Source organism: Craterilacuibacter sinensis (assembly GCF_009831765.1).
Lineage (GTDB): Bacteria > Pseudomonadota > Gammaproteobacteria > Burkholderiales > Chromobacteriaceae > Craterilacuibacter > Craterilacuibacter sinensis.
Map to the genome: position 1 here is coordinate 1 of NZ_WSSB01000012.1, position 21,474 is coordinate 21,474.

Here is a 21,474-nt window from a genome sequence, read left to right on the forward strand (position 1 = left end):
ATCACCACGAGACAACAGATACAAGGGTGGGTTAGCCGCCAGCGGCGGCGTAACCCACAGAGGTATTACGCCGTGCAAACAGTTGGTGGGTTACGACCTGCGGCCTAATCCACCCTACGCGCTTCGGTTTCAACGATCCATATGTCGTTGAAGTGCTGGTGATCCCCCGCGTGAGTTTGCGGAGTTTCAGTTTTGGCAACTAGCTCCAGAATTTCTTCAATAGCCATGGCTGCCCTCAAATTTCGTCATCCCAGATGCGGGCCTGATAGTCTTTACACCACTGCTCCACCGAAGCCGGAATCATAGTGCGAAATTTATGGTGCTCAGCCGGGATTGTCTTCACCATCAGATCGATCATTGTCTGAGGGTCTTCCTGTCCGACTGGAGCCGCGATGGCAGCCTGAATTTCACGTAATGGTTTTTCAGGCGTAAAATTTCTCGCCGGATCATACCAATGCTCAAATGTCTCATACATTCGATCATTGAATCCTGTCCGATATGCTCCTGGATTGATTGTGCAAACTTGTACTCCAAACTCTTTCAGTTCGCTTGCCATGCACTGTGCTATGGCTTCAAGGGCATGCTTGGATGCATTATAAGGGCCAAGGTATGGATAAGTTGAAACCCCTGCCATCGACGAAACAAATACGATTTTTCCTGATCCTCGCTTTACAAATTTCTTGGCAAACAGTTGAGCCAGAGCTAGTGACCCAAACACATTCACCTCGAACACCTTTCGTATCCTCTCATGAGGTATTTCTGCAATTGGTCCCGTCTCTCCAATTCCTGCATTGTTTACTAGAATGTCTATATCAAAGCGTTCCACATAAGTGCGGTCACTTTCGTCACATACATCTAGTTTAATTACATTCATGGTATTCAGACCTGCAGCCTGAGCCTCGGCTCTTAGCAAAGTTACTTGACTCCACAACTCGACAGCAGCAATCACCTGATGCCCCTCTGTAGCCAAGCCCAGAGCGCAACCCTTGCCAAGCCCAGAGCCAGCGCCTGTGATCAGAATTTTTTTCGCCATTTCTTGTCTCCTTGTGCTCCATGCATACTTATTCAAACGGCCGATAGCGATGCACCTCTGCCTCGCCATCCATTAGACTACCCAGCGCGGCCAGTGCTTCCTGCAGATGCGGTGTTTTCCAGTGTGCAGCCTCCGCAGCACCATCTTGCCAGTGCTCGATTGATGTCAGGCAAAGCGGTTCGCTGGTTGATTGGCAATATCGATATGAAAGACAACCAGCCTCCGTACGCGTAGCTTCTGCCAGCTTGCTCAACAAGCTGCGCATTGCCTCCTCCTGCCCTGGTTGGACTCGAAACTGCGCCGTCACGAAAATTTCACTACTCTGCGCCATGTTAGCTCCTGATCATCTGTACGAGGCCAGTTACCTCAAGCTCAGAGTAGGATGTATAAAAAAATGGTGATATGCCAAATCCTATTCATTTGTTGCCCGATCCTGCCTGACCTTTTATATTTGCAGCAAATACAATGCATCTATAAAAATTGTCAACTATTTATTATGTGATATCTGTTATCTACAATAGAAAGGCAAACGACCGCAATCTTGAAATCTATTTGAGGCTCATATGTATATTCAACCATTGCATGAAATTAGGGCGAGTTTAGCTGGAGGTCGGTCTCAAGGGGTCGAACAAACACTTATTCCATCCGTTCGATTTTTTTGGGGGGAGCAGCATGTGGCACGTACGCCTCTGGTTTACCCAGCCAGTATCGTGCTTGTCGGGCAAGGTAGTAAAACGGGTTATTTGGGTGAATCGATATTTAATTATAACGAAAACAATTATCTCGTGGTTGCCTTGCCTACACCTTTCGAGTGCGAAACCTTCGCGACACCTGAAAATCCCCTGCTCGGAATTATTGTCGATATCGAACCGGTAGTTTTGGGTAATTTACTAGAGGTTTACACCCCTACGCCACCATTGTCCGAGAGTTTGTGTGGAGTGGCTCCAGCTGTAGTAAGTGGATCAATGCAGGCATGCGTTGATCGATTAATAGCGTGCCTGCAAAACGCTGAAGACTGCCGCGTAATTGGAAGAGAATTAGTGAGGGAGTTGATTTATCATGTTTTAAAGGGGCCGCACGGGGCCATGCTTGCGAAGCTTGCCGTGCAATCACGACACAATGGCACCGGCAAAGCTATTTCTTTCATACATCACCACTATGAAAAAAACCTTTCAGTCGAGAAGTTGGCTTGTATTGCCAATATGAGCCCTTCCGTATTTCATCGTACGTTTAAAGCAGTAACTGGCTCTTCCCCTTTGCGCTACCTAAAAGAGATCAGACTAAATAAAGCCAAAAGCCTTCTGGTTCATGAGCGTTTACCAATAAGCACCGTATTAAAAAAAGTTGGGTACAAGAGTACATCGCAATTCAGTCGCGAGTTTAAAAACTATTTTGGCCATTCGCCCAGTGCGGCGGCAAAAATTGCCTATTCATATATAAAACAATAAATATAATTATTGACGGAAACTTTAGACGTTATCTTCTAGTATTTTGGCGCATCGCTATTACCCTCACCCATCCAACCCCGCCTGAACCAACTCCGCCGCGCGGATCACCGCGCGCGCCTTGTTTTGCGTTTCCTGCCATTCCGATTCGGGCACCGAGTCGGCGACGATGCCGGCGCCGGACTGTACGTACAGGGTGTCGTTCTTGATCACTGCGGTGCGGATGGCGATGGCCAGGTCCATGTCGCCGGAGAAGCCGAGGTAGCCGACGGCGCCGCCGTAGACGCCGCGCCCGGTCGGCTCGTACTCGTCGATGATTTCCATCGCCCGCACCTTGGGCGCGCCGGACAGGGTGCCGGCGGGGAAGGTGGCTTTCAGGATGGCGATATTGGAGACTTCGGGCCCGACCGTGCCTTCGACGCTGGAGACGATGTGCATCACGTGCGAGTAGCGCTCGATCACCATATTGTCGGTGACGCGCACGCTGCCGGTTTCTGCGACGCGGCCGATGTCGTTGCGGCCCAGATCCATCAGCATCACGTGCTCGGCGATTTCCTTGGGGTCGGCCAGCAGGTCAGCGGCCAGTGCCTCGTCCTCGTCGCGGGTCTTGCCGCGCACGCGGGTGCCGGCGATCGGGCGCACGGTGACGCTGTCGTGTTCGCGCCGCACCAGGATTTCGGGCGAGGCGCCGACCACGTGGAAGTCGTCGAAATGGTAGAAGAACATATACGGCGACGGGTTGAGGCTTCTGAGCGCGCGGTACAGCGACAAGGGCGAGTCGCTGAACGGCATCGCCATGCGCTGCGACAGCACCACCTGCATGATGTCGCCGTCGACGATATAGCGTTTGGCCGACTCGACCGCGTCCTTGAACGCGGCCTGGCCGAATTCGGAGCGGGCGCTGGTGGGGGCGGACGGCAGCGACAGCGGCATCGGTGCCGGCTCGCGCAGTTTGGCGCGCAGCTGGGCCAGGCGCGCCTGGGCCTTGGCCAGCGCATTGGGCATGGCCGGGTCGGCGTACACCACCAGATAGAGCTTGCCCGACAGGTTGTCGACCACGGCCAGCTCTTCGGACAGCATCAGCAGGATGTCGGGTGTGCCGGCCGGGTCGGGCTTTTTCGCCGCCGCCAGCCGTTTTTCGACGTAGCGTATGGTGTCGTAGCCGAAGTAGCCGACCAGGCCGCCGGTAAAGCGCGGCAGCGCGTCCAGCGGCGGGGTGCGAAAGCGCGTCTGGAACGCCTCGATAAAGGCCAGCGGGTCGCCATCGTGGTGTTCAATCACCTTGTCGCCGTACTCGACCTGCACGCGCTGGCCGTTGACGCGCAAGCGCGTGGTGGCGGGCAGGCCGATAAACGAGTAGCGGCCGAAGCGCTCGCCGCCGACTACCGATTCGAGCAGATAGGAATAGGGTGCGTTGGCGAGCTTCAGGTAGACCGACAAGGGGGTGTCGAGGTCGGCGAACAGCTCGAGGGTGACGGGGATGCGGTTATAGCCTTGGGCCGCGAGGCGGCTGAATTCTTCGTGTTGCATGTCAAGCTCCCGGTTGGAAAACGGCGGTGGAATAAGGCGTGGGTCAGGGCTGTGAGCTACGCCATCGGCCGCGCCGGAAAACCGGGAGTGAATGCATGATTTAACTTCTTTTCATTAAATAGTTTCCATTGTCACCCATTTTTCATTAAATCGTATAGTTCGGCAAGGCTGTCGAGCACGATATCTGCGCCCAGATTGGCGGCATCGGCATAACCGTAGCTCACCGCGATGGCCGGGCTGCCGGCGGCGCGGGCCGACAGGATGTCGTTGATCGAGTCGCCGACCATGGCGATTTCTTCGGTCTTGAGGTTCAGCACCATGGCGGTGTGTTGCAGCGGCATGGCCGACGGCTTTTTCTCGCTCAGGGTGTCGCCCCCGATGACCAGCGAGAACAAGTCGCCCAGCTCCAGCTGTTCCAGCAGCGGTACGGCGAGGCGTTCGGATTTGTTGGTGATCACCACCAGCGGCAGGCGCAGCACCTTCAGCAGGGCCAGGCCGTCTTTTACGCCGGGGTAGAGCAAGGTGTGGTCGGCCAGATGGTCGCGGTAATAGCGGATGAAATAGCTATAGCCCGCCTCCCACAGTGCAGGCTCTGCCTGCGCGTCGCGCTCATCGGTCAGCGCGCGGTGTACCAGGCTGGCGATGCCGTCACCGACATGTTCCTGAATGCGCATTTCGGCCAGCGGTGCCAGTCCCAGATGCTCGCGCATCTTGTTGGCGGCGATCGCCAGATCGGGGATGGAGTCGCACAGCGTGCCGTCCAGATCAAAGGCAACGGCCTTGATGTGTTTTAAATCCATGGTGTGTTCCAGCCAGTTTAAAGTTTACGGATGTCAGCCACCGGCTCGCTGCCGAAGGCCGGGCTGTCCAGAAAATCCGCGATGCGCTGTGCGACCGCCTCGGGCGTGCTGAGCGCGCCATCGGCCTTGAGCGCATCAAAGCGGGCACGCGACGGGAAGTGGCCGATGTCGGCAGCGCGGATTTCGCCCTGCATGGCGGTATCGATCACGCCGGGGTAGAGCGAAACCACGCGTGCGCCATCTTGCAAGCTTGCCTGCTCGGCCGCCACGCAGCGGCTGAAATGGTCCAGCGCTGCCTTGCTCGCGCCATACACGCTCCAGCCGGCGATGGCCGAAGCGGCCGCGCCGGACGAGATATTGAGTATGCGCACCTGCGCGCCGCGCCCTGCCGCCCAGGCCAGAAACGCATTGCATAACAGCATGGGGGCGAGCGTGTTAAGCGCCAGTGCGTGCTCGACGCCGCTTTGCGGGTAGTGGCCGCACGGGGCGATGGGCGCAACGGTGCCGGCGTTATTGATCAGCGTCAGCGTGGCAAACGGGCCTGTCCCCAGTGCCGCCAGCGCGCGCTCTGCCACCAGTTCCAGCAGGGCACTGTCGGCCAGATCCGCCTGCACCCAGGCCAGGCGCGCGCCCTCGGGCAGCGTGAGGGTCTCATCGCTTTGGCGCGCGATACAGACAAGATCGCTGTCTTTTGTCGCGAGCGTGCGCGCAAGGGCAGCGCCCAGACCGCGCGAGGCGCCGGTGAGCAGGATGCCGTGACGCATTAGCGACCTGCCTGGGAAAGCTCGGCGCGCATGGCGTCGATGACGGCTTTGTAGTCGGGCTGGCCATAGATGGCGGAGCCGGCGACAAAGGTGTCGGCACCGGCCTCTGCGATGGCGCGGATATTGTCGACCTTGACCCCGCCGTCAACTTCCAGCCAGATTTCGCGCCCGGTTTTTGCCGTGTATTCGTCGATGCGCGTGCGTGCGGCGCGGATTTTGTTCAGCGCCTCGGGAATAAAGCTCTGACCGCCGAAGCCGGGGTTGACCGACATGATCAGGATCATGTCTACCTTGTCCATTACATGGTCAAGGTAGGACAGGCTGGTTGCCGGGTTGAACACCAGGCCGGCCTTGCAGCCGGCATCGCGGATCAGGCCCAGCGTGCGGTCGATGTGTTCGGAGCCTTCCGGATGGAAGGTGATGATATCGGCACCGGCCTTGGCAAACATCGCCGCCAGCGCGTCGACCGGTTTGACCATCAGGTGCACGTCGATGGGTGCGGTGGTGTGCGGGCGGATGGCTTCGCAGACCAGCGGGCCTATGGTCAGGTTGGGGACGTAGTGGTTGTCCATCACGTCGAAGTGGATGATGTCGGCGCCAGCGGCGATGACATCTTTGACTTCATCGCCCAGACGGGCAAAGTCGGCGGAAAGCAGGCTGGGTGCGATACGGAAATTCATGATGTCGGCAGGGTAGGATGGGGCCGTTATTGTAACGCCCCTGTTCCTGAGCTGCCATGGCGGATTGCCGTATCAGTGCGTGAGCTCGGCGGCGGGGGTGTCAGCGGGCTCCGCGCTTGGCGGGGCCGCCTCCTCCACGATGGTGACTTCTTCTGCCAAGGTGGCGAGCGCATCGCTGGCGGCCTGATCGGGCTGGGTGGTACGCACACTCGTGGCCCGTGGCAGGATGGTCACGGTATTGGAGTGGGGTTTGGGCGTATAGGCGCTGACGCTGTCTTCATTGGATGAAGGCGTATACGGCGCGAGCAGTTCCGGCCCGTTTTGCGCGCCGGGCAGGGTCTGCCCGCCTGACGACAGCAAGGTGGCAACGATAATGGCCAGTAGCACTAAGCCGGCGCCAATGGCGGCATGTTTGCGTGAAGGCAGTTTCAGGCGGGAGGTGTGCTCGGACATGGGCAAAGGCAAGGAAAACCGCTACAGGGCGGCGGCTGATTCTCGCCATTCGCCATCGCAATGTCAATTGCCTAAGGTGGGGTGTCAGGGCGGGATGATCCTTGTTGCAGGCAAGCTAGCCGGGACAGGTTATGATGCAACCATTGTCGGGACAGACACAGGGACGGGATATGAGCGAGCAGTATCGAATTGAGGTTGAGGTCAGTGCTTTTTTTATCGAGGAGCAATCGGATATTGCCCATGACCAGTACGCTTTTGGCTATCAGGTGCGTATCCGCAATCTGGGTAATATCGGCGCGACGCTGATCAGTCGCCACTGGCTGATCAGCGATGCACATGGCGCGCTGCAGGAGGTGCGGGGCCAGGGCGTGATCGGCGAGCAGCCTCATCTGGCGCCCGGCCAGGTGTTCGAGTACAGCAGCTGGGCTCAGCTGACGACGCCGTGGGGCCAGATGCGCGGCAGCTACCAGATGCAGGCGGACGATGGCCAGCGTTTTGATGCCGACATTCCCGAGTTCCATCTGGTCCTGCCGCGGATGCTGCATTGAGGATGTGACGTGGGGTGTCGGGTATTTTCCTAACCCCGTGGCCAGGTCCACCAGACGATAAAGCCGCCCAGCAACAGGGCGAACAGCGCTTCCAGCAATAAAATCCACATAAGTTTGGCCTTGGGTGTTTTATTCACTCTTGGTCAAACTGTCACCAATAGGCAAGTTTTTGTCATGAGATTTACCCATACCGGCCCGGCGCCAAGCAACCGCAACGACGTCAAGACCTTAAAAACGCTGCTGCCTTATCTGATGCAGTTCAAATTCCGTCTGGTGCTGGCGCTGTCCTGCCTGATTCTGGCCAAGGTCGCGACCGTGACCGTGCCGCTTTACCTCAAGGATATTGTTGACGCTTTGTCGGTGCCGGCAAGTGCGCTGGCGGTGCCGGTGATGGCACTGGCCGGCTTCGGTATTGCCCGCTTGCTGTCCAGCGTGCTGGGCGAAATGCGCGACGCGGTGTTTGCGCGGGTGATTCAGGGTGCGATCCGTCAGGTGGCGCGGCAGATATTCAACCATCTGTTCCGCCTGTCCTTGCGCTTTCACCTTAACCGCCAGACAGGCGGCATGAGCCGTGATATCGAGCGTGGCACCAAGGGCATCGGCTTTTTGCTCAACTTCACCGTGTTCAATATCCTGCCGACGCTGATCGAGATTGCACTGGTGATCGGCATTTTGCTGGCGCGCTACGATGTGTGGTTTGCCATCGTCAGCTTTGCCACCATCGCCGTCTATATCACCTTCACCTTGCTGGTGACCGAGTGGCGCACGGTGTTTCGCCGCTCGATGAACGAACTGGACTCCAAGGCCAATAGCAAGGCAATCGATGCGCTGATCAATTACGAGACGGTGAAGTATTTCGGCAACGAAGGCGTAGAAGCCGCGCGCTACGATGCGGGTCTGGCGGCATGGGAAAAATCGGCGGTGAAAAACCAGGTATCGCTGTCCATGCTGAATGCCGGTCAAGGCGTGATTATCGCCTTTGGCGTGACGGCGGTGATGGTGATGGCGGCGCAAGGCGTGGTGGGCGGCACCATGAGCGTGGGCGATGTGGTGCTGGTGTCGGCCTTCCTGACCCAGTTATGGTCGCCGCTGCATTTTCTCGGTTTTGTCTATCGCGAAATCCGCCACTCGCTGGCCGATATGGAGCGCATGTTTTCCCTGCTGGATGAAGGCGCCGAGGTGGATGATGCGGCCAATGCAGAGGTGCTGGATACGCGTAGCGCCAGCGTGCGCTTTGATAGCGTCGATTTCGGCTACGACAGCAAACGCCAGATTCTGCATGGCGTCAGCCTGACTATTCCCGAGGGCAAGACACTGGCGGTGGTCGGCTCGTCCGGTGCCGGCAAATCGACGCTGTCGCGCCTGCTGTTCCGCTTTTACGATGTCAGCCATGGCCGCATCAGCATCAATGGCCGTGATATCCGCGCACTGACGCAAGACAGCCTGCGCGCCCATATCGGCATCGTGCCGCAGGATACGGTGCTGTTCAACGACACCATCGGCTACAACATCGCCTATGGCCGCCCCGGTGCCAGCCAGGCCGAGGTGGTGGAGGCCGCCAAAAGCGCGCATATCCACGATTTTGTCGTCAGCCTGCCCGATGGCTACGACACCATGGTCGGCGAGCGCGGCCTCAAGCTTTCCGGCGGCGAAAAACAGCGCGTAGCCATTGCCCGCACCATTCTCAAGAATCCGCCCATCCTGATTTTCGATGAGGCCACCAGTGCGCTGGATTCGCGCACCGAAAAATCCATCCAGCAGGAGTTGGCGGCCATCTCGGCCAACCGCACCACGCTGGTGATTGCGCATCGCCTGTCTACCGTGGTCGACGCCGACGAGATTGTGGTGCTGGAGCACGGGCGCGTACTGGAGCAGGGCACGCACCGTGCGCTGGTGGAAAAAGGCGGGCGCTATGCCGAGATGTGGGCCTTGCAGCAGCAGGGGGAAGTGGCCGAGGCATAGCGTGCGGGGCCGGTGAATGCCGGCTTTGTCATTTAAAAATCAAATACAGTATCCGGAACGGGTTGAGCAATGTTGCGGCGCATGGTAAACATGATGGGTCCTGTTTAGCTGTGTCCGGCTTTGCGCCGGCGCGCATCCTGTTTGCGGAGTTCCCATGTTCAGTGTGATTGCCTGTCTGCTGGCAGGTATTGTCGCCGGCCATTTGCTGCGCGACTGGCGTCATGTGCGCCATATCGGCCGGCTGATTTCGCTGGCCATTTTCCTGCTGCTGTTTCTGCTTGGCCTGTCGGTGGGCGGCAATGAGGCGATCCTGTCCAATCTGTCGACCATAGGCGTGACCGGTGTGGTGATTTCGCTGGCGTCGACCATGGGCAGCGTACTGGCGTCGTGGTGGGTCTATGTGCGCTTTTTCCGCAAGGATGAAGCATGAAGGGCGCGCTGACGATTATTGCTTTTTTCGTGCTCGGGGTGATGCTGGGCTGGTCGGGCGCTTTGCCGCTGTGGCTGAGCGAGAGCGACTTTACCCTGTATGCGCTGTTTTTCTTGCTGTTTTGCGTTGGCGTATCGGTCGGGGCCGACGACACCCTGCGCCGCACCATCGCGCGCATGCAGCCCAAGATCCTGCTGATTCCGCTGGCCACCATAGTCGGCACCTTGCTGGGCAGCTTTGCCATCAGTTTTGCGCTGGATAATGTGTCGGCCACCGAGTCGATGGCGATCGGTTCGGGCTTCGGCTACTACTCGCTGTCTTCCATCTTTATCACCCAGTACAAGGGCGCCGAGCTTGGCACCATCGCGCTGGTGTCCAATGTATTCCGTGAAATTTTCGCGCTATTGATGGCGCCGCTGCTATTCAAGGCTTTCGGCAAGCTGGCGCCGATTGCCGCCGGTGGCGCCACCACTATGGACACGACCTTGCCGGTGATCAGCCGCGTGTGCGGGCGTGACTGGATTTTTGTCGCCATGCTGCACGGCTTTGCCGTGGATCTGTCGGTGCCGTTTCTGGTGACTTTTCTCTGCCGTTTCTAAAGGCGATGCCGGAAAAGTCTGGTTTGGGGTGTGTCCGCGCAGCGGACACAAACTACAAAGCCCGTCGGCGCCAAGCGTCCTTGATTCATCTCCCTTCTAAAGGGCGACACCGTGCTCTGCTATGATCTGGAACTGCCATCCGTTTCCGGAGTTCTGCCGTGCCTGCCGACACCCCCATTATCCAGCTAGGCCACCCTGTACTGCGCCAGGTGGCGCAGCCTGTGGCCGATATTCATGCGCCAGCCGTTCAATCGCTGATTGATACACTGATTGCCAGCGTCAAGGAGGCAAACGGGGTCGGCATTGCCGCCCCGCAGATTGCTTCTTCGCTACGCCTGTTTGTCGTGGCTTCCCGTCCCAGCGTGCGCTACCCGTATGCGCCCGATATGGCGCCGACCGCCATGATCAACCCGCGCGTGCTGTGCTATGGCAGCGAAAAGGTCAAGGACTGGGAAGGCTGCCTGAGCGTTGGCGGCTTGCGTGCTCTGGTGCCGCGCCACCAGAGCATCGAGGTTGAATATACCGACCGCCACGGCCAGTGTTGCCGGCAGGTGCTGGACGGTTTTGTTGCGCGCATTTTCCAGCATGAACTGGATCATCTGGACGGGCTGGTGTTTCTTGACCGGGTCGAGCACCAGGATGATGTCTTCAGCGAAGAAGAGTACCAGCAATATGTCGCGGCACGGACGACGGCCTGATCTTGCCCTGCGCCTGCTGTCGGCTCTGCTGCTTGTCCTGTTGAGTGGCTGTGCCGGCCGGCCGCAGCCACTTTTTATACCGCCAGCCACCACCGCTATCGAGCCGGGCAGCAAGCTCACCCGTCTGGCGCTGGGAGACGGTGCCGTGCTGTTGGCCGAGCGTCGCAGTGGCACGTCCTGCGTACTGCTGCTGAATGTGCACGAGAATGAACGCACGGCCTTGGCTGCCGGTGGCGCCTTGCTGCCGCGCTATGGCGGACGTTTGCTGAGTTTGCACCATGGCGGCGGGCGCCTGTTGCGCTTTGGGGTGAATGGCGATGATGCACGCGCCGATCCCAACCGTATCTTCAGCCGGGCAGGGCTTGCGGCAACACTGGAGCACTACGGTTCGAACAGCGCGGCCGCGCGCCTCGCGCTGGCCGGTTTTACCGAGGCTTTGCTTGCGCAACTGGCGCTAGATAGCGCCAGTGCCATCATCAGCCTGCACAATAACCATCCCGGCGGCTATTCGGCCGCCAGCTATCTGCCCGGCGGCGCGCTAGCCAGTAGCGCCGCTGAAGTGTCATTGGTGCCGGGTGTTTCGCCCGACCAGTTTTTACTGGTGAGCGAAAAGCGGCTGTTCTTGCCGCTGGCCGCGCAGGGTTTCAATGTGGTGCTGCAAGACAAGGACGCGCCGGACGATGGCTCCTTGTCTGTTTATGCTGCAGCTCACGCGATCCCGTATATCAATGTCGAGGCTACCGCAGGCGCCTTGGCTGCCCAGACGGTGATGCTGGGGGCGGCCTTGCAGCTTTTGGCGACAAGCGGACTTACGCGCTGCGCTGCTTAGTCCCGGCCTGTCTGCCTGGCAGGGCCGGCCATTTCTCCGGCATCGCATAGCTTATCGAATAGCGCCGCTTCCACCCCCATTTGCAAGGCCGCTACCCGTAGCGGCACATCTTGTGCCAGCGCCCGTTGTGCGATTCTGGCCGCCTGTTCATAGCCTATGACCGGCGCCAGTGCGGTCACGCGCATCAGCGTATTCTCGACATCGCGCGCAAGGCGGGCGCTGTCTGGCTGGCAGTTTGCGACAAGATGCCGGTTAAAGCTGTCCATTGCATCGCCAGCCAGGCGCAAGGACTCCAGCAGGTTGCGTATGATCAGCGGCTTGTACACATTCATCTGCAGCATGCCGCCAGCGTTGCCAAGCGTCACCGCCTGATCGTTGGCCATGATCTGCAATGCCACCATGGCCAGCATCTCGCACTGAGTGGGGTTGACCTTGCCCGGCATGATGGACGAGCCCGGTTCGTTGTCCGGCAGTTTCAGCTCGGCCAGGCCGCAGCGCGGGCCACTGGCCAGCAGGCGCACATCGTTGGCGATCTTGAACAGGATGCCGGCGAGCGTCTTGAGTGAGGCGGACAGGCGGGCGAGGGCGTCGTGCGCGCCCTGGGCGGAAAAATGATCATCCGCCTCGCGAAAGGGCAGGCCGGTGAAGTTGGCCAGATGCAGGATGGCGGCGCGGGCAAAGCCCGGTGGCGCGCCAAGGCCGCTGCCCACTGCCGTGCCGCCTAGCGCCAGCTGCATCACACCGGCCAGTGCATGGCTGATGTCGGCATGCGCGGCCAGCAGCTGGCTGGCAAAGGCTTGCCATTCCTGCCCCATGCGCATCGGCACCGCGTCCATCAGATGGGTGCGCCCGACCTTGAGCAGCCCATTCCACTCGCGGCCTTTGTCGGCGCAGCCGTGTTGCAGGCGGGCAAGAGCCGGCAACACGTGCTGATGGGTGGCCAGCGCTGCCGCGATATGCATGGCCGTGGGGAAGGTGTCGTTGCTGGAGGTGGAGCGGTTGACGTGGTCGTTGGGGTGTAGCGGCTGGTGGCTGCCTGGCGCTTCGCCGGCAAGCTCGCTTGCGCGATTGGCGATGACTTCATTGACGTTCATGTTGAACTGGGTGCCGCTGCCGCTTGTCCATGGCGGCAGTGGAAATTGCGCGTCGTGCCGGCCTGCCAGTATTTCGTCGCACACCTGACAGATCAGTGCGCTTTGCGCCGCTGTCAATTGCCCAAGCTCGCTATTGGCCAGCGCACAGGCTTTTTTCAGGCGCGCATAAGCGCTTAACAGCGCATGCGGCATCGGCGTTTCGCCAATGGCAAAGTGGGCGAGGGCGCGCTGGGTCTGCGCCCCCCATAGCCGGCCGTCTGCGATTTCGACCGGCCCCATGGAATCGTATTCGGTACGCTGGCTTTTCATGTGCTGCCCCTGTCGTTTGACAAGGACAGCATAGCCGTCCTGAATCAGCCGCGACGCGAGCGATTGCCTGAAGGCGGCCCTCGGCGGCTGTTTTGCGGCTTTTTCGGGTGGCGCAACTGGCTGTTCTGGCGCTGCAGCAAGGTATCGATTTCTTCCGAGGTCGATTGCATCAGGCTTTGTGCCATCTCGCCGTGCGGGAAGGTGTCCGGCATGCGATAGCCCAGCCAGGCATAGGCGGCATACAGCTTGCAGGTGTCTTCCAGATATTGCAGACGCTGGCGTCCTCCTGTGCCTTCCATGCGCAACAGCGAGGCGCTGCGCTTTTTGGCGCGGCATTCGGCCCAGTCATGCAAGGCGTTTTCCAGCATGGGAATCTTGGTCGAGACTGGGCAAAGGCTGAAGGTGACGCGATCGGGCAGGCTTAGCGGCAGCGCATCCAGCCAGCGCGCCTTGGCCATTTGTTCGGACAAGTTGGCCGGCAGAAAAAATTCGTCATGCACATTGATGTGCTTGGTAAACAATTCCAGCAGCGGCTCCAGCTTGTCCTGCCCGGTGGCGGCGGCGATCTGCTCCAGATAGTCGAGGTTGGGTGCGACGTAAAAGCCGCTGGTGGGCAACGGGTCGGATTTTTCCAGCAGCAAGGCGGCAATCGCCTTGTGCGTGCGCCCATCCAGGCCCGCGACAAAGCCGGCCTCGTGCTGGCCAAAGCGCCCGGCGCGACCGGCAATCTGTTTGGCCAGCGACGCGCTGATCATCCCTTCGGCGTAGCCGTCCCATTTGTTGGCCGTGGTGAAAATGACGCGCCGCGCCGGCGTATTCAAGCCCATACCGATGGCGTCGGTGCCGACCACGATGCTGGTTTCACCGCTGATAAAGCGTTCGGCCTGCGCCTGACGCACTTCGGGCGACAGATTGCCATAAATGGCCGACACGGCAAAACCCTGCTCGATGGCCTGGTCGCGCCAGTTGAGCACTTCGCGGCGCGAAAATGCGATCAGTACATCGCCCGGCTTGAGGTTTTTCAGCGAGCCCAGGGGCGCTTTTTCCATTTCCAGTGGCGACATGCGTTGCAGTTCGCGCACTTCCAGCGTGCCGCCTACGCGTTTGACCAGCGACTCGATTGCGCCACGCGCTTCCAGCGCGCCCAACAGATACACCGTTTTGGCCGGTACGCCGCACACGGCAGCGGTCCAGGCCGCGCCACGGTCCGGGTCATCCAGCAGCTGGATTTCGTCAATGACCGCGACCTCGATCATCTTGTTCGGGTTGAGCATCTCCACGGTGCTGGCGACGTGGGTCGCGCCTGGGTGCAGCTTGCGCTGCTCGCCGGTAATCAGGCTGACCGCAACGCCGGCATCCAGAAGGCGCTGGTAGTTTTCGATGGCCAGCAAGCGCAAGGGCGCCAGATAGGCACCGCTTTTCGCGCTGGCCAGATGCTCCATCGCGCCGTGGGTCTTGCCCGAGTTGGTCGGCCCAAGTACTGCGATGAAATGGCGCGCCATGCCTTGCGCCATGGTAAAGGACTCGGGGTAGAGCGACAGGTTGACGGCATCGCGGGTCTTTTTGGCCTGACGCTCGGCGTCCAGCGTGCTGGCCAACTCCTTGATGCGGTCCAGTGCCAGTGTGACGCGGGTGCTGGCACGCTCGTACTTGGCCTTGAAGGCGCCCAGCGCGCGGGTCGGGTCCAGCTCGAACTCGGCCGCCAGCGCGATGACTTGCTGCGCGCAGGCGCTCAGCTTGGTTTCCAGTTGGGCGCGGGTGTTTTCGTTCCAGCGCTCGCGCAGCAGGGCGAGCTTGGCGGTGTTGTCCATGCGCCGCCACTTGGCACTCTTGCCCAGAAAGCCTTCGTCCGGCACCAGATGGTAGGAAATGACGCGCTTGCCCAGACAGATTTCGCCTTGCACCGATACGGCATAGCTGCCGTCCGAAGTAATCAGGCTGGCTTTGTGCACCTGCAGGTAATCGGTCAGGGCCGAGGTTTCAAACGGGTCGGAGGTGGTGGCAGTCATAGGGTGCAAGTCGGGGCTTTCAGGCATCGGGGCTGCGATAATAGGGCAATCGGCGTTTTCATATAAGCCCTGTGCGGGTGTTCAGCTGCACAAAGACGGCACAAACCGGCTATTTCTGCCGGTTTGTGCCGTCTTTGACATCGCTGCGGTTTAGTTGTTCTTGTCGAAATGGTAGGCGTGTTCGCCGTGCAGGGCTTCGTCCAGCCCTTCTTCCTCTTCGGCGCGGCTGACGCGCGGTTTGTGGATCAGCTTCATGATCATCCAGGTCACACCAAAGGAGTACACGGCAACAATCACCACGGCCAGAAGCTGGATGGCGAACTGGTGCAGGCCGCCGCTGACGTCGTCGATGGCACGGTTGGCCAGCAGGCCGACCAGCAAGGAGCCGGTGACGCCACCCACACCGTGGGCACGGAATACTTCCAGCGCGTCATCGTATTTGAAGCGTGCCTGCAGCACCTTGGCGAAGTAGCACACGGTCGCACCGATAGCTCCGATCAATACCGCCGCCCAGGGCTCGACATAGCCGGCGGTCGGGGTAATGGTGGCCAGACCCGCTACGCCGCCAACCAGTACGCCGGAGAAGCTGGGTTTGGCTTCAAAGCGCCAGGCCAGCAGCAGCCACACCACCATGGCGACGGCACCCGCTACCGCCGTGTTGACAAAGGCGTAGGCGGCCAGTGCGTTGGCTGCATAAGCGCCACCGGCATTAAAGCCGAACCAGCCGAACCACAACAGGCCGGCACCGATGGCCACCAGTGGCAGATTGCTAGGCTCGGGCTTGTCGCCGGGCTCAATGTCGCGCTTGCCCAGGAACATTACGGTTGCCAGCGCGGCAAAGCCTGCGGTGGTATGCACCACGATGCCGCCAGCGAAGTCGATCGCACCCAGTCTGGCCAGAAAGCCGCCCCCCCAGATCCAGTGGGCGACCGGTACATAGATCAGCAGCATCCACAGTACGATGAATTTCAGGTATGCCTTGAAATCAAAGCGCTCGGCAAAAGCACCAGTGATCAGTGCCGGCGTGATGATGGCAAACATCATCTGGTAGGCAAAGAACATGATAAAGGGGATGGAGGGCGCATAGTGCGGATGCGGCATGGCGCCGACACCACTGAAGCCGAAGTAGCTTAAATCGCCGATCACGCCGCCGACATCAGGGCCAAAAGCCAGACTGAAGCCGCCAAAAATCCACACCACGGTAATCACGCCCATGGAAATGAAGTTTTGCATCATGATGGACAGCATGCTGCGGCTGCGAACCAGACCGCCGTAAAACAATGCGAGCCCCGGGGTCATCAGGCAGACCAGCGCCGTACATAAAATGATAAAGGCGGTGTCGCCGGTGTTGATGAGGTACATGCACATCTCCTGTTTTGCTATCCGCCCGCAGCATGCCGCAATGTCAGGATTGGCGCGTTACGGCATGGCGAGCTGCGTGCTTGTGAAAAACAAGCTGCCGGCAAAGGCAGCTTGCACCGTCTTGTTATGGCGCATGTATTCCGTATTTGCCTGAAACATTTGAATTGGGATACCGGTTTGTGGCGCGAAATTGCGCAGACTCAGGGGCATGCACCCAAGCGTTTGCCGCTATAGCGGTGCACGACCGTTTCGGTTTTCTTGCCGCTGCTGTCACTAAAGCGGGCACTGCCCTGATAGGACTGGGCGCTGTAATGGATCTCGCCTGTGGCATTCATGACGCTGTTTTCCATCTTGCACTGCATCTGCCAGCGGGTGATCTCGCCGCTGTGTTTGCTGTCCGTGATGGTGCAGCCTGGACTGGCCGGAAGCGGGTGTCCGGTTTCTTTGAGCTGGGCTGGGCTAAAGCACTGGCGGGCTGTCACGGGGGGGGTGTCTGTCTTGACGCCGGGAATCTGGATGGTGGTGGTGATTTCCCATAACCCGGGCTGCATGGGGGAGGCGGCAAACACCGGGCTGGCAAGGGCAAAGAGGAGGGCGGGAGCAAAGCGGCGCATAGGTTTCTCCTTGAAAGCGTTGCTCTGGAGGTATGGTTTACGCACTATGCTTTGTCAATTTGCCGGGCTTGGGTGTTCGGCATAAATGTTGCGGCCAGAAAAAAGCCCCGCACATTGGCGGGGCTCGCTGAATCCGTGTCCATCAGGGCTTAAGGCTGGATCTGTGCCTTGCTCTTGAGCGACTTGATATAGTCCTCGACCATCATGCCCTGTACGCGCTGGGTCAGTTGTGGACGGATGCTGTCCAGTGGCGGCAGGCTTTCGCTCTTGCTGTCTTCCAGCTGGATAATGTGCCAGCCGAAATCGGTTTTCACCGGAACGGCGGTCACCTGACCCTTGGACAGTTTACCCAGTGCTTCGGCAAATGGTGGCACATACGCACCCGGTTCGCTCCAGCCCAGATCCCCGCCTTGTACTGCACTACCCGGATCTTGCGATTTTTCCTTGGCCAGCTGGGCAAACGGCTTGCCTTTTTTCAGCGCGGCAATAATGGCCTGGGCTTCGGCTTCGGTTTTCACCAGGATGTGGCGCGCGCGGTAGCTCTTCTTGGCGGGCATTTGCGCTTTCAGCGCATTGTATTCAGCCAGCAGTTTGGCATCGGTTATCGGGTTGCGGCGTACATGGTCGCGCAGCAACTCGTCGGCCAGGGTCATGGCTTCCAGGTTCTGCAACTGGGCGCGTACGGCTGGCGACTTGTCCAGGCCGCGCTTAACCGCCTCCTGACGCAGGATTTCGGCGGTAATGATCTGCTCGCTCGCCATGGCCGGCGATACCTGCTGCTGGCCTTGTGCCTGCATCATTTTGACGACAGCGTCGATGCGCTGCTGGGAAATGGCCTGGCCGTTGACCGAGGCGGCCTGGGCGGCAAAGGAAAAGGCCGACAGCACTGCGGCGGTCACTAGGGTCAGTTTCTTCATCTGGTTTTCTGCTTTCTTGGTCGAAATGGCGTGCTTGCTCGGGCAAGTTCGGGTTCAGGATTCTTGTGCAGTCTTGGCGCTGATGCTCAGTGCGTGTATGCGCACCTGCATCATCTCACCCAGTGTGTCGTAGACCAGACGGTGGCGCGCCAGCGTTGTCAGGCCGGCAAAGGCGTCGCTGACGATGTAGAGCTGGTAATGGCCGCCACCTGCGCGTGCACCGGCATGACCCGCATGCTTGGCACTGTCGTCACGGATATCGATATGTTGCGGCGCCAGGGTAGCCAGCTTGTCCTGCATCAGGCGGATGGTATCGCTCATGCCGGCAGCACCTTGCGAAAGGGTTTGACCGTTACCTGGGCATAAACGCCGGCATCGACATAAGGGTCGGCTGCGGCCCATGCCTGCGCGTCGGCGAGCGAGGCGAACTCGGCCACGATCAGGCTGCCGGAAAAGCCGGCCGGGCCCGGATCTATGGCATCAATGGCTGGAAAAGGACCGGCCAGCAGCAGGCGGCCTGCGTCCTGCAAGGCTTGCAGGCGCGCAAGATGGGCGGGGCGGGCGGCCAGACGTTGCGGCAGCGAGCCTGCCACGTCTTCACCCTGAATAACGTACAGCATTACGGTTTTTCCTCGATAAAGCGTGACAGATACAGGCTTTGCGCAACCACGAAGGCCAGCATCAACCCCATGCCGCCGAACAGCTTGAAGTTGACCCAGATTTCTTCGCTGAAGCTCATGGCCACATACAGATTGAGCGCACCCATAAAGGCAAAGAAAGCGACCCAGGCAAAATTAAGCTTGCGCCAGACGGGGTCGGGCAGGGCAACCTGCTCTTTCATCATGGCCTTGATGCCGTTCTTGCCGGCCATCTCGCCGATCAGCAGACCGGCGCCCATGGCCCAGTACAGCAAGGTGGGTTTCCACATAATGAACTGCTTGTCGTGAAACAGCAGGGTGGCGCCGCCCAGTACCACGATCAGCGCCAGGCTGACCCATTGCATGGTGTCGACCTTGCGGTGGCGTACCCAGGCAAAGGCAACCATGGCGGCGGTGGCGACGATGGCAACAGCGGTGGCCGAGAAAATATCGCGGGTAAACCAGTAAGTGGCAAAAAACAGCAGGACGGGGAGGAGGTCGGTCAGTATTTTCATGCGGGGAATTATGTGGGCTTGGCCGCGCCAAGACAAGCGCGGCCATGCAGTTTAGCTTTTCGGTGCCTGTTTGACTACGGATAAGGCGGTGGCGACCAGTCCGGCTACATCGCCTGCATTGGCCGGCAGAATCAGGGTATTGCCGGTCTTGGCCAGTTTGGCGAAGGCTTCGACATATTGCTCGGCCACTTTGAGGTTGACTGCCTCGATGCCGGAAGGTTCGGCAATGGCTTGCGCTACGGCACGCAGCGCGTGGGCATTGGCGTCGGCGACCAGACGCAGGGCTTCGGCTTCGCCTTGCGCGGTATTGATGGCCGCCTGCATTTCACCTTCGGACTTCTGGATGGAGGCTTCACGCTGGCCGGCGGCGATATTGATCTGTTCCTGCTTGCGCCCCTCGGATGCTGCAATCAGCGCGCGCTTCTCGCGCTCGGCGGTAATCTGCGACTGCATGGCATGCAGGATTTCCTGTGGTGGTACCAAGTCCTTGATTTCGTAGCGTAAAACCTTTACCCCCCAGCTGGAGGCGGCTTCGTCCAGTGCGGCGACGACCGAGGTGTTGATTTCGTCGCGCTCTTCGAAAGTCTTGTCCAGTTCCATCTTGCCGATAACCGAACGCAAGGTGGTTTGCGCCAGCTGGGTAATCGCCATGATGTAGTCGCTGGAGCCGTAGCTTGCGCGCTGCGGGTCGGTCACCTGAAAGTACAGGATGCCGTCGACCTTGAGCTGGGTGTTGTCGCGCGTGATGCAGATCTGGCTGGGTACATCCAGCGGAATCTCTTTCAGGCTGTGGCGGTAGGCGACTCGGTCGACAAAGGGAATGATGATATTGAGGCCGGGCTTGAGTACGGCATGGAAGCGGCCAAGGCGCTCGACCACCAGCGCGCTTTGCTGCGGCACGACGCGGACAGCCTGCAGTACGAATACCAGTGCGGCGGCGAATAAAACGAGTGTGGAAATCATGCGTTTTCCTCCGGTGGGGTGGTGTCGACGATCAGGCGGTTGCCGTCACGACCGACAATATAGGCGTGCTGCCCTTCGGTGAGCCTGGGTGACCTGACTTCGGCATCCCAACAGGTGCCACGGTATTGCACCCGGGCCTGGCGTGCTTCGTCTATATGCAATATTTCGACGCGCTGCCCCAGATCCGGGTCATCCACGCGGGCGCGTGTTTGTGTGTTGAGGCGTTTGCGGTGGCGGCGCAAAAAGGCAACACCAACAAGGGCGCTGATACTGGCCAGTATCAGTTGCACGGCGGGTGCGGCGCCAAAGAAGCTGGCGAGCGATGCGATGGCAAAGGACGCGCTGAAAACCAGCAGATAAAACGTGCCGCTTAAAAATTCACCTATCAGCGCAGCCAGTGCCAGGCTGAGCCAGATGCCGGCTGTCATGGCAAGCTCCAGATATTTATGGCGATATTGCATTGTCGGTGTTTAGGCAGGTAAGGGCAATGCGGTATTTGCCCTTACCTTTGGCCGCGTCCGGCGCTAGACTCGCGCCCATGTATCAGATCAAGCAAGCGGCACAAGCCGAAACAGACATCCGCAAGAGCCGTTTTATCGCCATGGCGCTGCCGGTCAGCGAGCGGGCACAGGCGCAGCGCGAACTGGCTCGCATCCGTAGCGAGCACCCGTCTGCACGCCATGTGTGCTGGGTTTTACTGTGCGCCGGCGATTCGGGTATGGACGACGATGGCGAGCCTTCCGGTACGGCGGCACGGCCGATTTACAATGTGCTGGTGCACCGGCAGTTGCAGAATGTCTTGCTGGTGGTGGTGCGTTATTTTGGCGGGATCAAGCTGGGTGCAGGCGGCCTGATGCGTGCCTATAGCCAGGCGGCGGTGGCGGCGCTGGATGCCGCAGAAAAAACGCCAGTTGTCGCGCTGGCTTCCTGGTGGCTGGTGTGCGGTTTTGCCCACGAAAACAGCCTGCGCCACTGGTGTGTGCAGCACGATCTTGCCATCGTGCAAGCCTGTTACGCTGAGCAGGTGCGCCTGAGGGTCAGCCTGCCGCTGGCGCAGGCCGATACGCTGCGCCGGCACTTGCTTGATAGTCTGGGCGGGGTCGTCGATATGCACGATGGCGATTCCTTTGGCGGCTAGTCATGCTGCCTGCGTAAGTAGTTTTATGTCGAGATAAAAGGGTTGACGCCAGCAAGTGTCACACGCTAATGTGTAGCCGAACTGACGTGCAGCGCGCCAAACGCCGCTGCGGGGAAAGTGCAAACGGGAGCCGGCGACGGTTCC

25 protein-coding genes are annotated in these 21,474 nt (G+C 59.5%); 8 read left to right on the plus strand and 17 right to left on the minus strand.

The features are described from left to right. Positions 1-235: 235 nt before the first annotated feature. Both GQF02_RS12420 and GQF02_RS12425 read right to left on the minus strand, forming a co-directional pair. Entirely contained in the window at positions 236-1,033 is a 798-nt protein-coding gene (locus GQF02_RS12420) for an SDR family oxidoreductase (protein ID WP_160797569.1), read from the minus strand. A 28-nt stretch (positions 1,034-1,061) separates the two neighbouring features. After that, positions 1,062-1,364 carry a putative quinol monooxygenase gene (locus GQF02_RS12425; RefSeq protein WP_160797571.1) on the minus strand — a complete coding sequence of 101 codons (303 nt, stop codon included), beginning with the start codon at positions 1,362-1,364 and terminating at the stop codon, positions 1,062-1,064. A 232-nt stretch (positions 1,365-1,596) separates the two neighbouring features. On the opposite strand from GQF02_RS12425, the gene GQF02_RS12430 reads away from it, so the two are divergent. Next, the gene (locus tag GQF02_RS12430; RefSeq protein ID WP_160797573.1) at positions 1,597-2,481 is read left to right on the plus strand and encodes an AraC family transcriptional regulator; all 885 of its coding nucleotides are present in this window, start codon (positions 1,597-1,599) and stop codon (positions 2,479-2,481) included. A 63-nt stretch (positions 2,482-2,544) separates the two neighbouring features. On the opposite strand, the gene trpE is transcribed toward GQF02_RS12430, so the two are convergent. The 5 genes from trpE to GQF02_RS12455 all read right to left on the minus strand — a co-directional run bounded on the left by trpE (position 2,545) and on the right by GQF02_RS12455 (position 6,705). Then, a complete protein-coding gene (gene trpE, locus GQF02_RS12435) occupies positions 2,545-4,008 on the minus strand; it encodes an anthranilate synthase component I (protein ID WP_160797575.1) in 1,464 nt (487 codons plus the stop codon). A gap of 131 nt (positions 4,009-4,139) precedes the next feature. Next, positions 4,140-4,808 (minus strand): phosphoglycolate phosphatase, encoded by a 669-nt coding sequence (locus GQF02_RS12440; protein WP_160797577.1) that lies wholly within the window; start codon positions 4,806-4,808, stop codon positions 4,140-4,142. A gap of 17 nt (positions 4,809-4,825) precedes the next feature. Further along, entirely contained in the window at positions 4,826-5,572 is a 747-nt protein-coding gene (locus tag GQF02_RS12445; RefSeq protein ID WP_160797579.1) for an SDR family NAD(P)-dependent oxidoreductase, read from the minus strand. Next, positions 5,572-6,255 carry a ribulose-phosphate 3-epimerase gene (gene rpe, locus GQF02_RS12450; protein ID WP_160797714.1) on the minus strand — a complete coding sequence of 228 codons (684 nt, stop codon included), beginning with the start codon at positions 6,253-6,255 and terminating at the stop codon, positions 5,572-5,574. The genes GQF02_RS12445 and rpe overlap by 1 nt, the downstream gene beginning before the upstream one ends. Positions 6,256-6,324: 69 nt before the next feature. Further along, complete coding sequence (locus tag GQF02_RS12455; RefSeq protein WP_160797581.1) at positions 6,325-6,705, minus strand: hypothetical protein; 381 nt, start codon at positions 6,703-6,705, stop codon at positions 6,325-6,327. 131 nt (positions 6,706-6,836) lie between these two features. Between GQF02_RS12455 and apaG the strand changes: the two genes are divergently transcribed. The 6 genes from apaG (at position 6,837) to GQF02_RS12485 (ending at position 11,771) form a co-directional block, all read left to right on the plus strand. Continuing rightward, a complete protein-coding gene (apaG, locus tag GQF02_RS12460; RefSeq protein WP_235930184.1) occupies positions 6,837-7,253 on the plus strand; it encodes a Co2+/Mg2+ efflux protein ApaG in 417 nt (138 codons plus the stop codon). 174 nt (positions 7,254-7,427) lie between these two features. Beyond that, positions 7,428-9,215, plus strand: a complete 1,788-nt coding sequence (locus tag GQF02_RS12465; RefSeq protein WP_124736126.1) for an ABCB family ABC transporter ATP-binding protein/permease — start codon at positions 7,428-7,430, stop codon at positions 9,213-9,215. A 154-nt stretch (positions 9,216-9,369) separates the two neighbouring features. After that, positions 9,370-9,645, plus strand: coding sequence for a LysO family transporter (locus GQF02_RS12470; protein ID WP_124736127.1), 276 nt, complete (start codon positions 9,370-9,372; stop codon positions 9,643-9,645). Further along, a complete protein-coding gene (locus GQF02_RS12475; protein ID WP_124736128.1) occupies positions 9,642-10,244 on the plus strand; it encodes a lysine exporter LysO family protein in 603 nt (200 codons plus the stop codon). The genes GQF02_RS12470 and GQF02_RS12475 overlap by 4 nt, the downstream gene beginning before the upstream one ends. A 158-nt stretch (positions 10,245-10,402) precedes the next feature. Then, positions 10,403-10,942 carry a peptide deformylase gene (gene def / locus GQF02_RS12480; RefSeq protein WP_160797583.1) on the plus strand — a complete coding sequence of 180 codons (540 nt, stop codon included), beginning with the start codon at positions 10,403-10,405 and terminating at the stop codon, positions 10,940-10,942. After that, entirely contained in the window at positions 10,917-11,771 is an 855-nt protein-coding gene (locus tag GQF02_RS12485) for a hypothetical protein (RefSeq protein WP_160797585.1), read from the plus strand. The genes def and GQF02_RS12485 overlap by 26 nt, the downstream gene beginning before the upstream one ends. Here GQF02_RS12485 and GQF02_RS12490 read toward each other — a convergent pair. The 10 genes from GQF02_RS12490 to GQF02_RS12535 form a co-directional block, all read right to left on the minus strand. After that, complete coding sequence (locus GQF02_RS12490; protein WP_160797587.1) at positions 11,768-13,174, minus strand: class II fumarate hydratase; 1,407 nt, start codon at positions 13,172-13,174, stop codon at positions 11,768-11,770. The two genes, GQF02_RS12485 and GQF02_RS12490, sit on opposite strands and share 4 nt — an antisense overlap. Positions 13,175-13,218: 44 nt before the next feature. Then, positions 13,219-15,210, minus strand: a complete 1,992-nt coding sequence (locus GQF02_RS12495; protein ID WP_235930185.1) for a helicase-related protein — start codon at positions 15,208-15,210, stop codon at positions 13,219-13,221. 123 nt (positions 15,211-15,333) lie between these two features. Then, positions 15,334-16,545 (minus strand): ammonium transporter, encoded by a 1,212-nt coding sequence (locus GQF02_RS12500; protein ID WP_160797589.1) that lies wholly within the window; start codon positions 16,543-16,545, stop codon positions 15,334-15,336. Positions 16,546-16,745: 200 nt separating this feature from the next. Then, on the minus strand, positions 16,746-17,159 hold the full coding sequence (locus GQF02_RS12505; RefSeq protein WP_160797591.1) for a DUF3617 domain-containing protein: 414 nt from the start codon (positions 17,157-17,159) through the stop codon (positions 16,746-16,748). A 149-nt stretch (positions 17,160-17,308) separates the two neighbouring features. After that, positions 17,309-18,076, minus strand: coding sequence for a peptidylprolyl isomerase (locus tag GQF02_RS12510; protein WP_160797593.1), 768 nt, complete (start codon positions 18,074-18,076; stop codon positions 17,309-17,311). A gap of 54 nt (positions 18,077-18,130) precedes the next feature. Then, on the minus strand, positions 18,131-18,397 hold the full coding sequence (locus GQF02_RS12515; RefSeq protein ID WP_160797595.1) for a BolA family protein: 267 nt from the start codon (positions 18,395-18,397) through the stop codon (positions 18,131-18,133). Further along, positions 18,394-18,696, minus strand: a complete 303-nt coding sequence (locus tag GQF02_RS12520) for a YciI family protein (RefSeq protein WP_160797597.1) — start codon at positions 18,694-18,696, stop codon at positions 18,394-18,396. The genes GQF02_RS12515 and GQF02_RS12520 overlap by 4 nt, the downstream gene beginning before the upstream one ends. Then, entirely contained in the window at positions 18,696-19,229 is a 534-nt protein-coding gene (locus GQF02_RS12525) for a septation protein A (protein ID WP_124736137.1), read from the minus strand. Before GQF02_RS12525 ends, GQF02_RS12520 begins: the two co-directional genes overlap by 1 nt. A 51-nt stretch (positions 19,230-19,280) precedes the next feature. After that, a complete protein-coding gene (locus tag GQF02_RS12530; RefSeq protein ID WP_160797599.1) occupies positions 19,281-20,192 on the minus strand; it encodes an SPFH domain-containing protein in 912 nt (303 codons plus the stop codon). Then, on the minus strand, positions 20,189-20,620 hold the full coding sequence (locus GQF02_RS12535) for an NfeD family protein (protein WP_160797601.1): 432 nt from the start codon (positions 20,618-20,620) through the stop codon (positions 20,189-20,191). The genes GQF02_RS12530 and GQF02_RS12535 overlap by 4 nt, the downstream gene beginning before the upstream one ends. A gap of 110 nt (positions 20,621-20,730) precedes the next feature. On the opposite strand from GQF02_RS12535, the gene GQF02_RS12540 reads away from it, so the two are divergent. Then, the gene (locus GQF02_RS12540; RefSeq protein ID WP_160797603.1) at positions 20,731-21,330 is read left to right on the plus strand and encodes an IMPACT family protein; all 600 of its coding nucleotides are present in this window, start codon (positions 20,731-20,733) and stop codon (positions 21,328-21,330) included. Positions 21,331-21,474 lie beyond the last annotated feature (144 nt).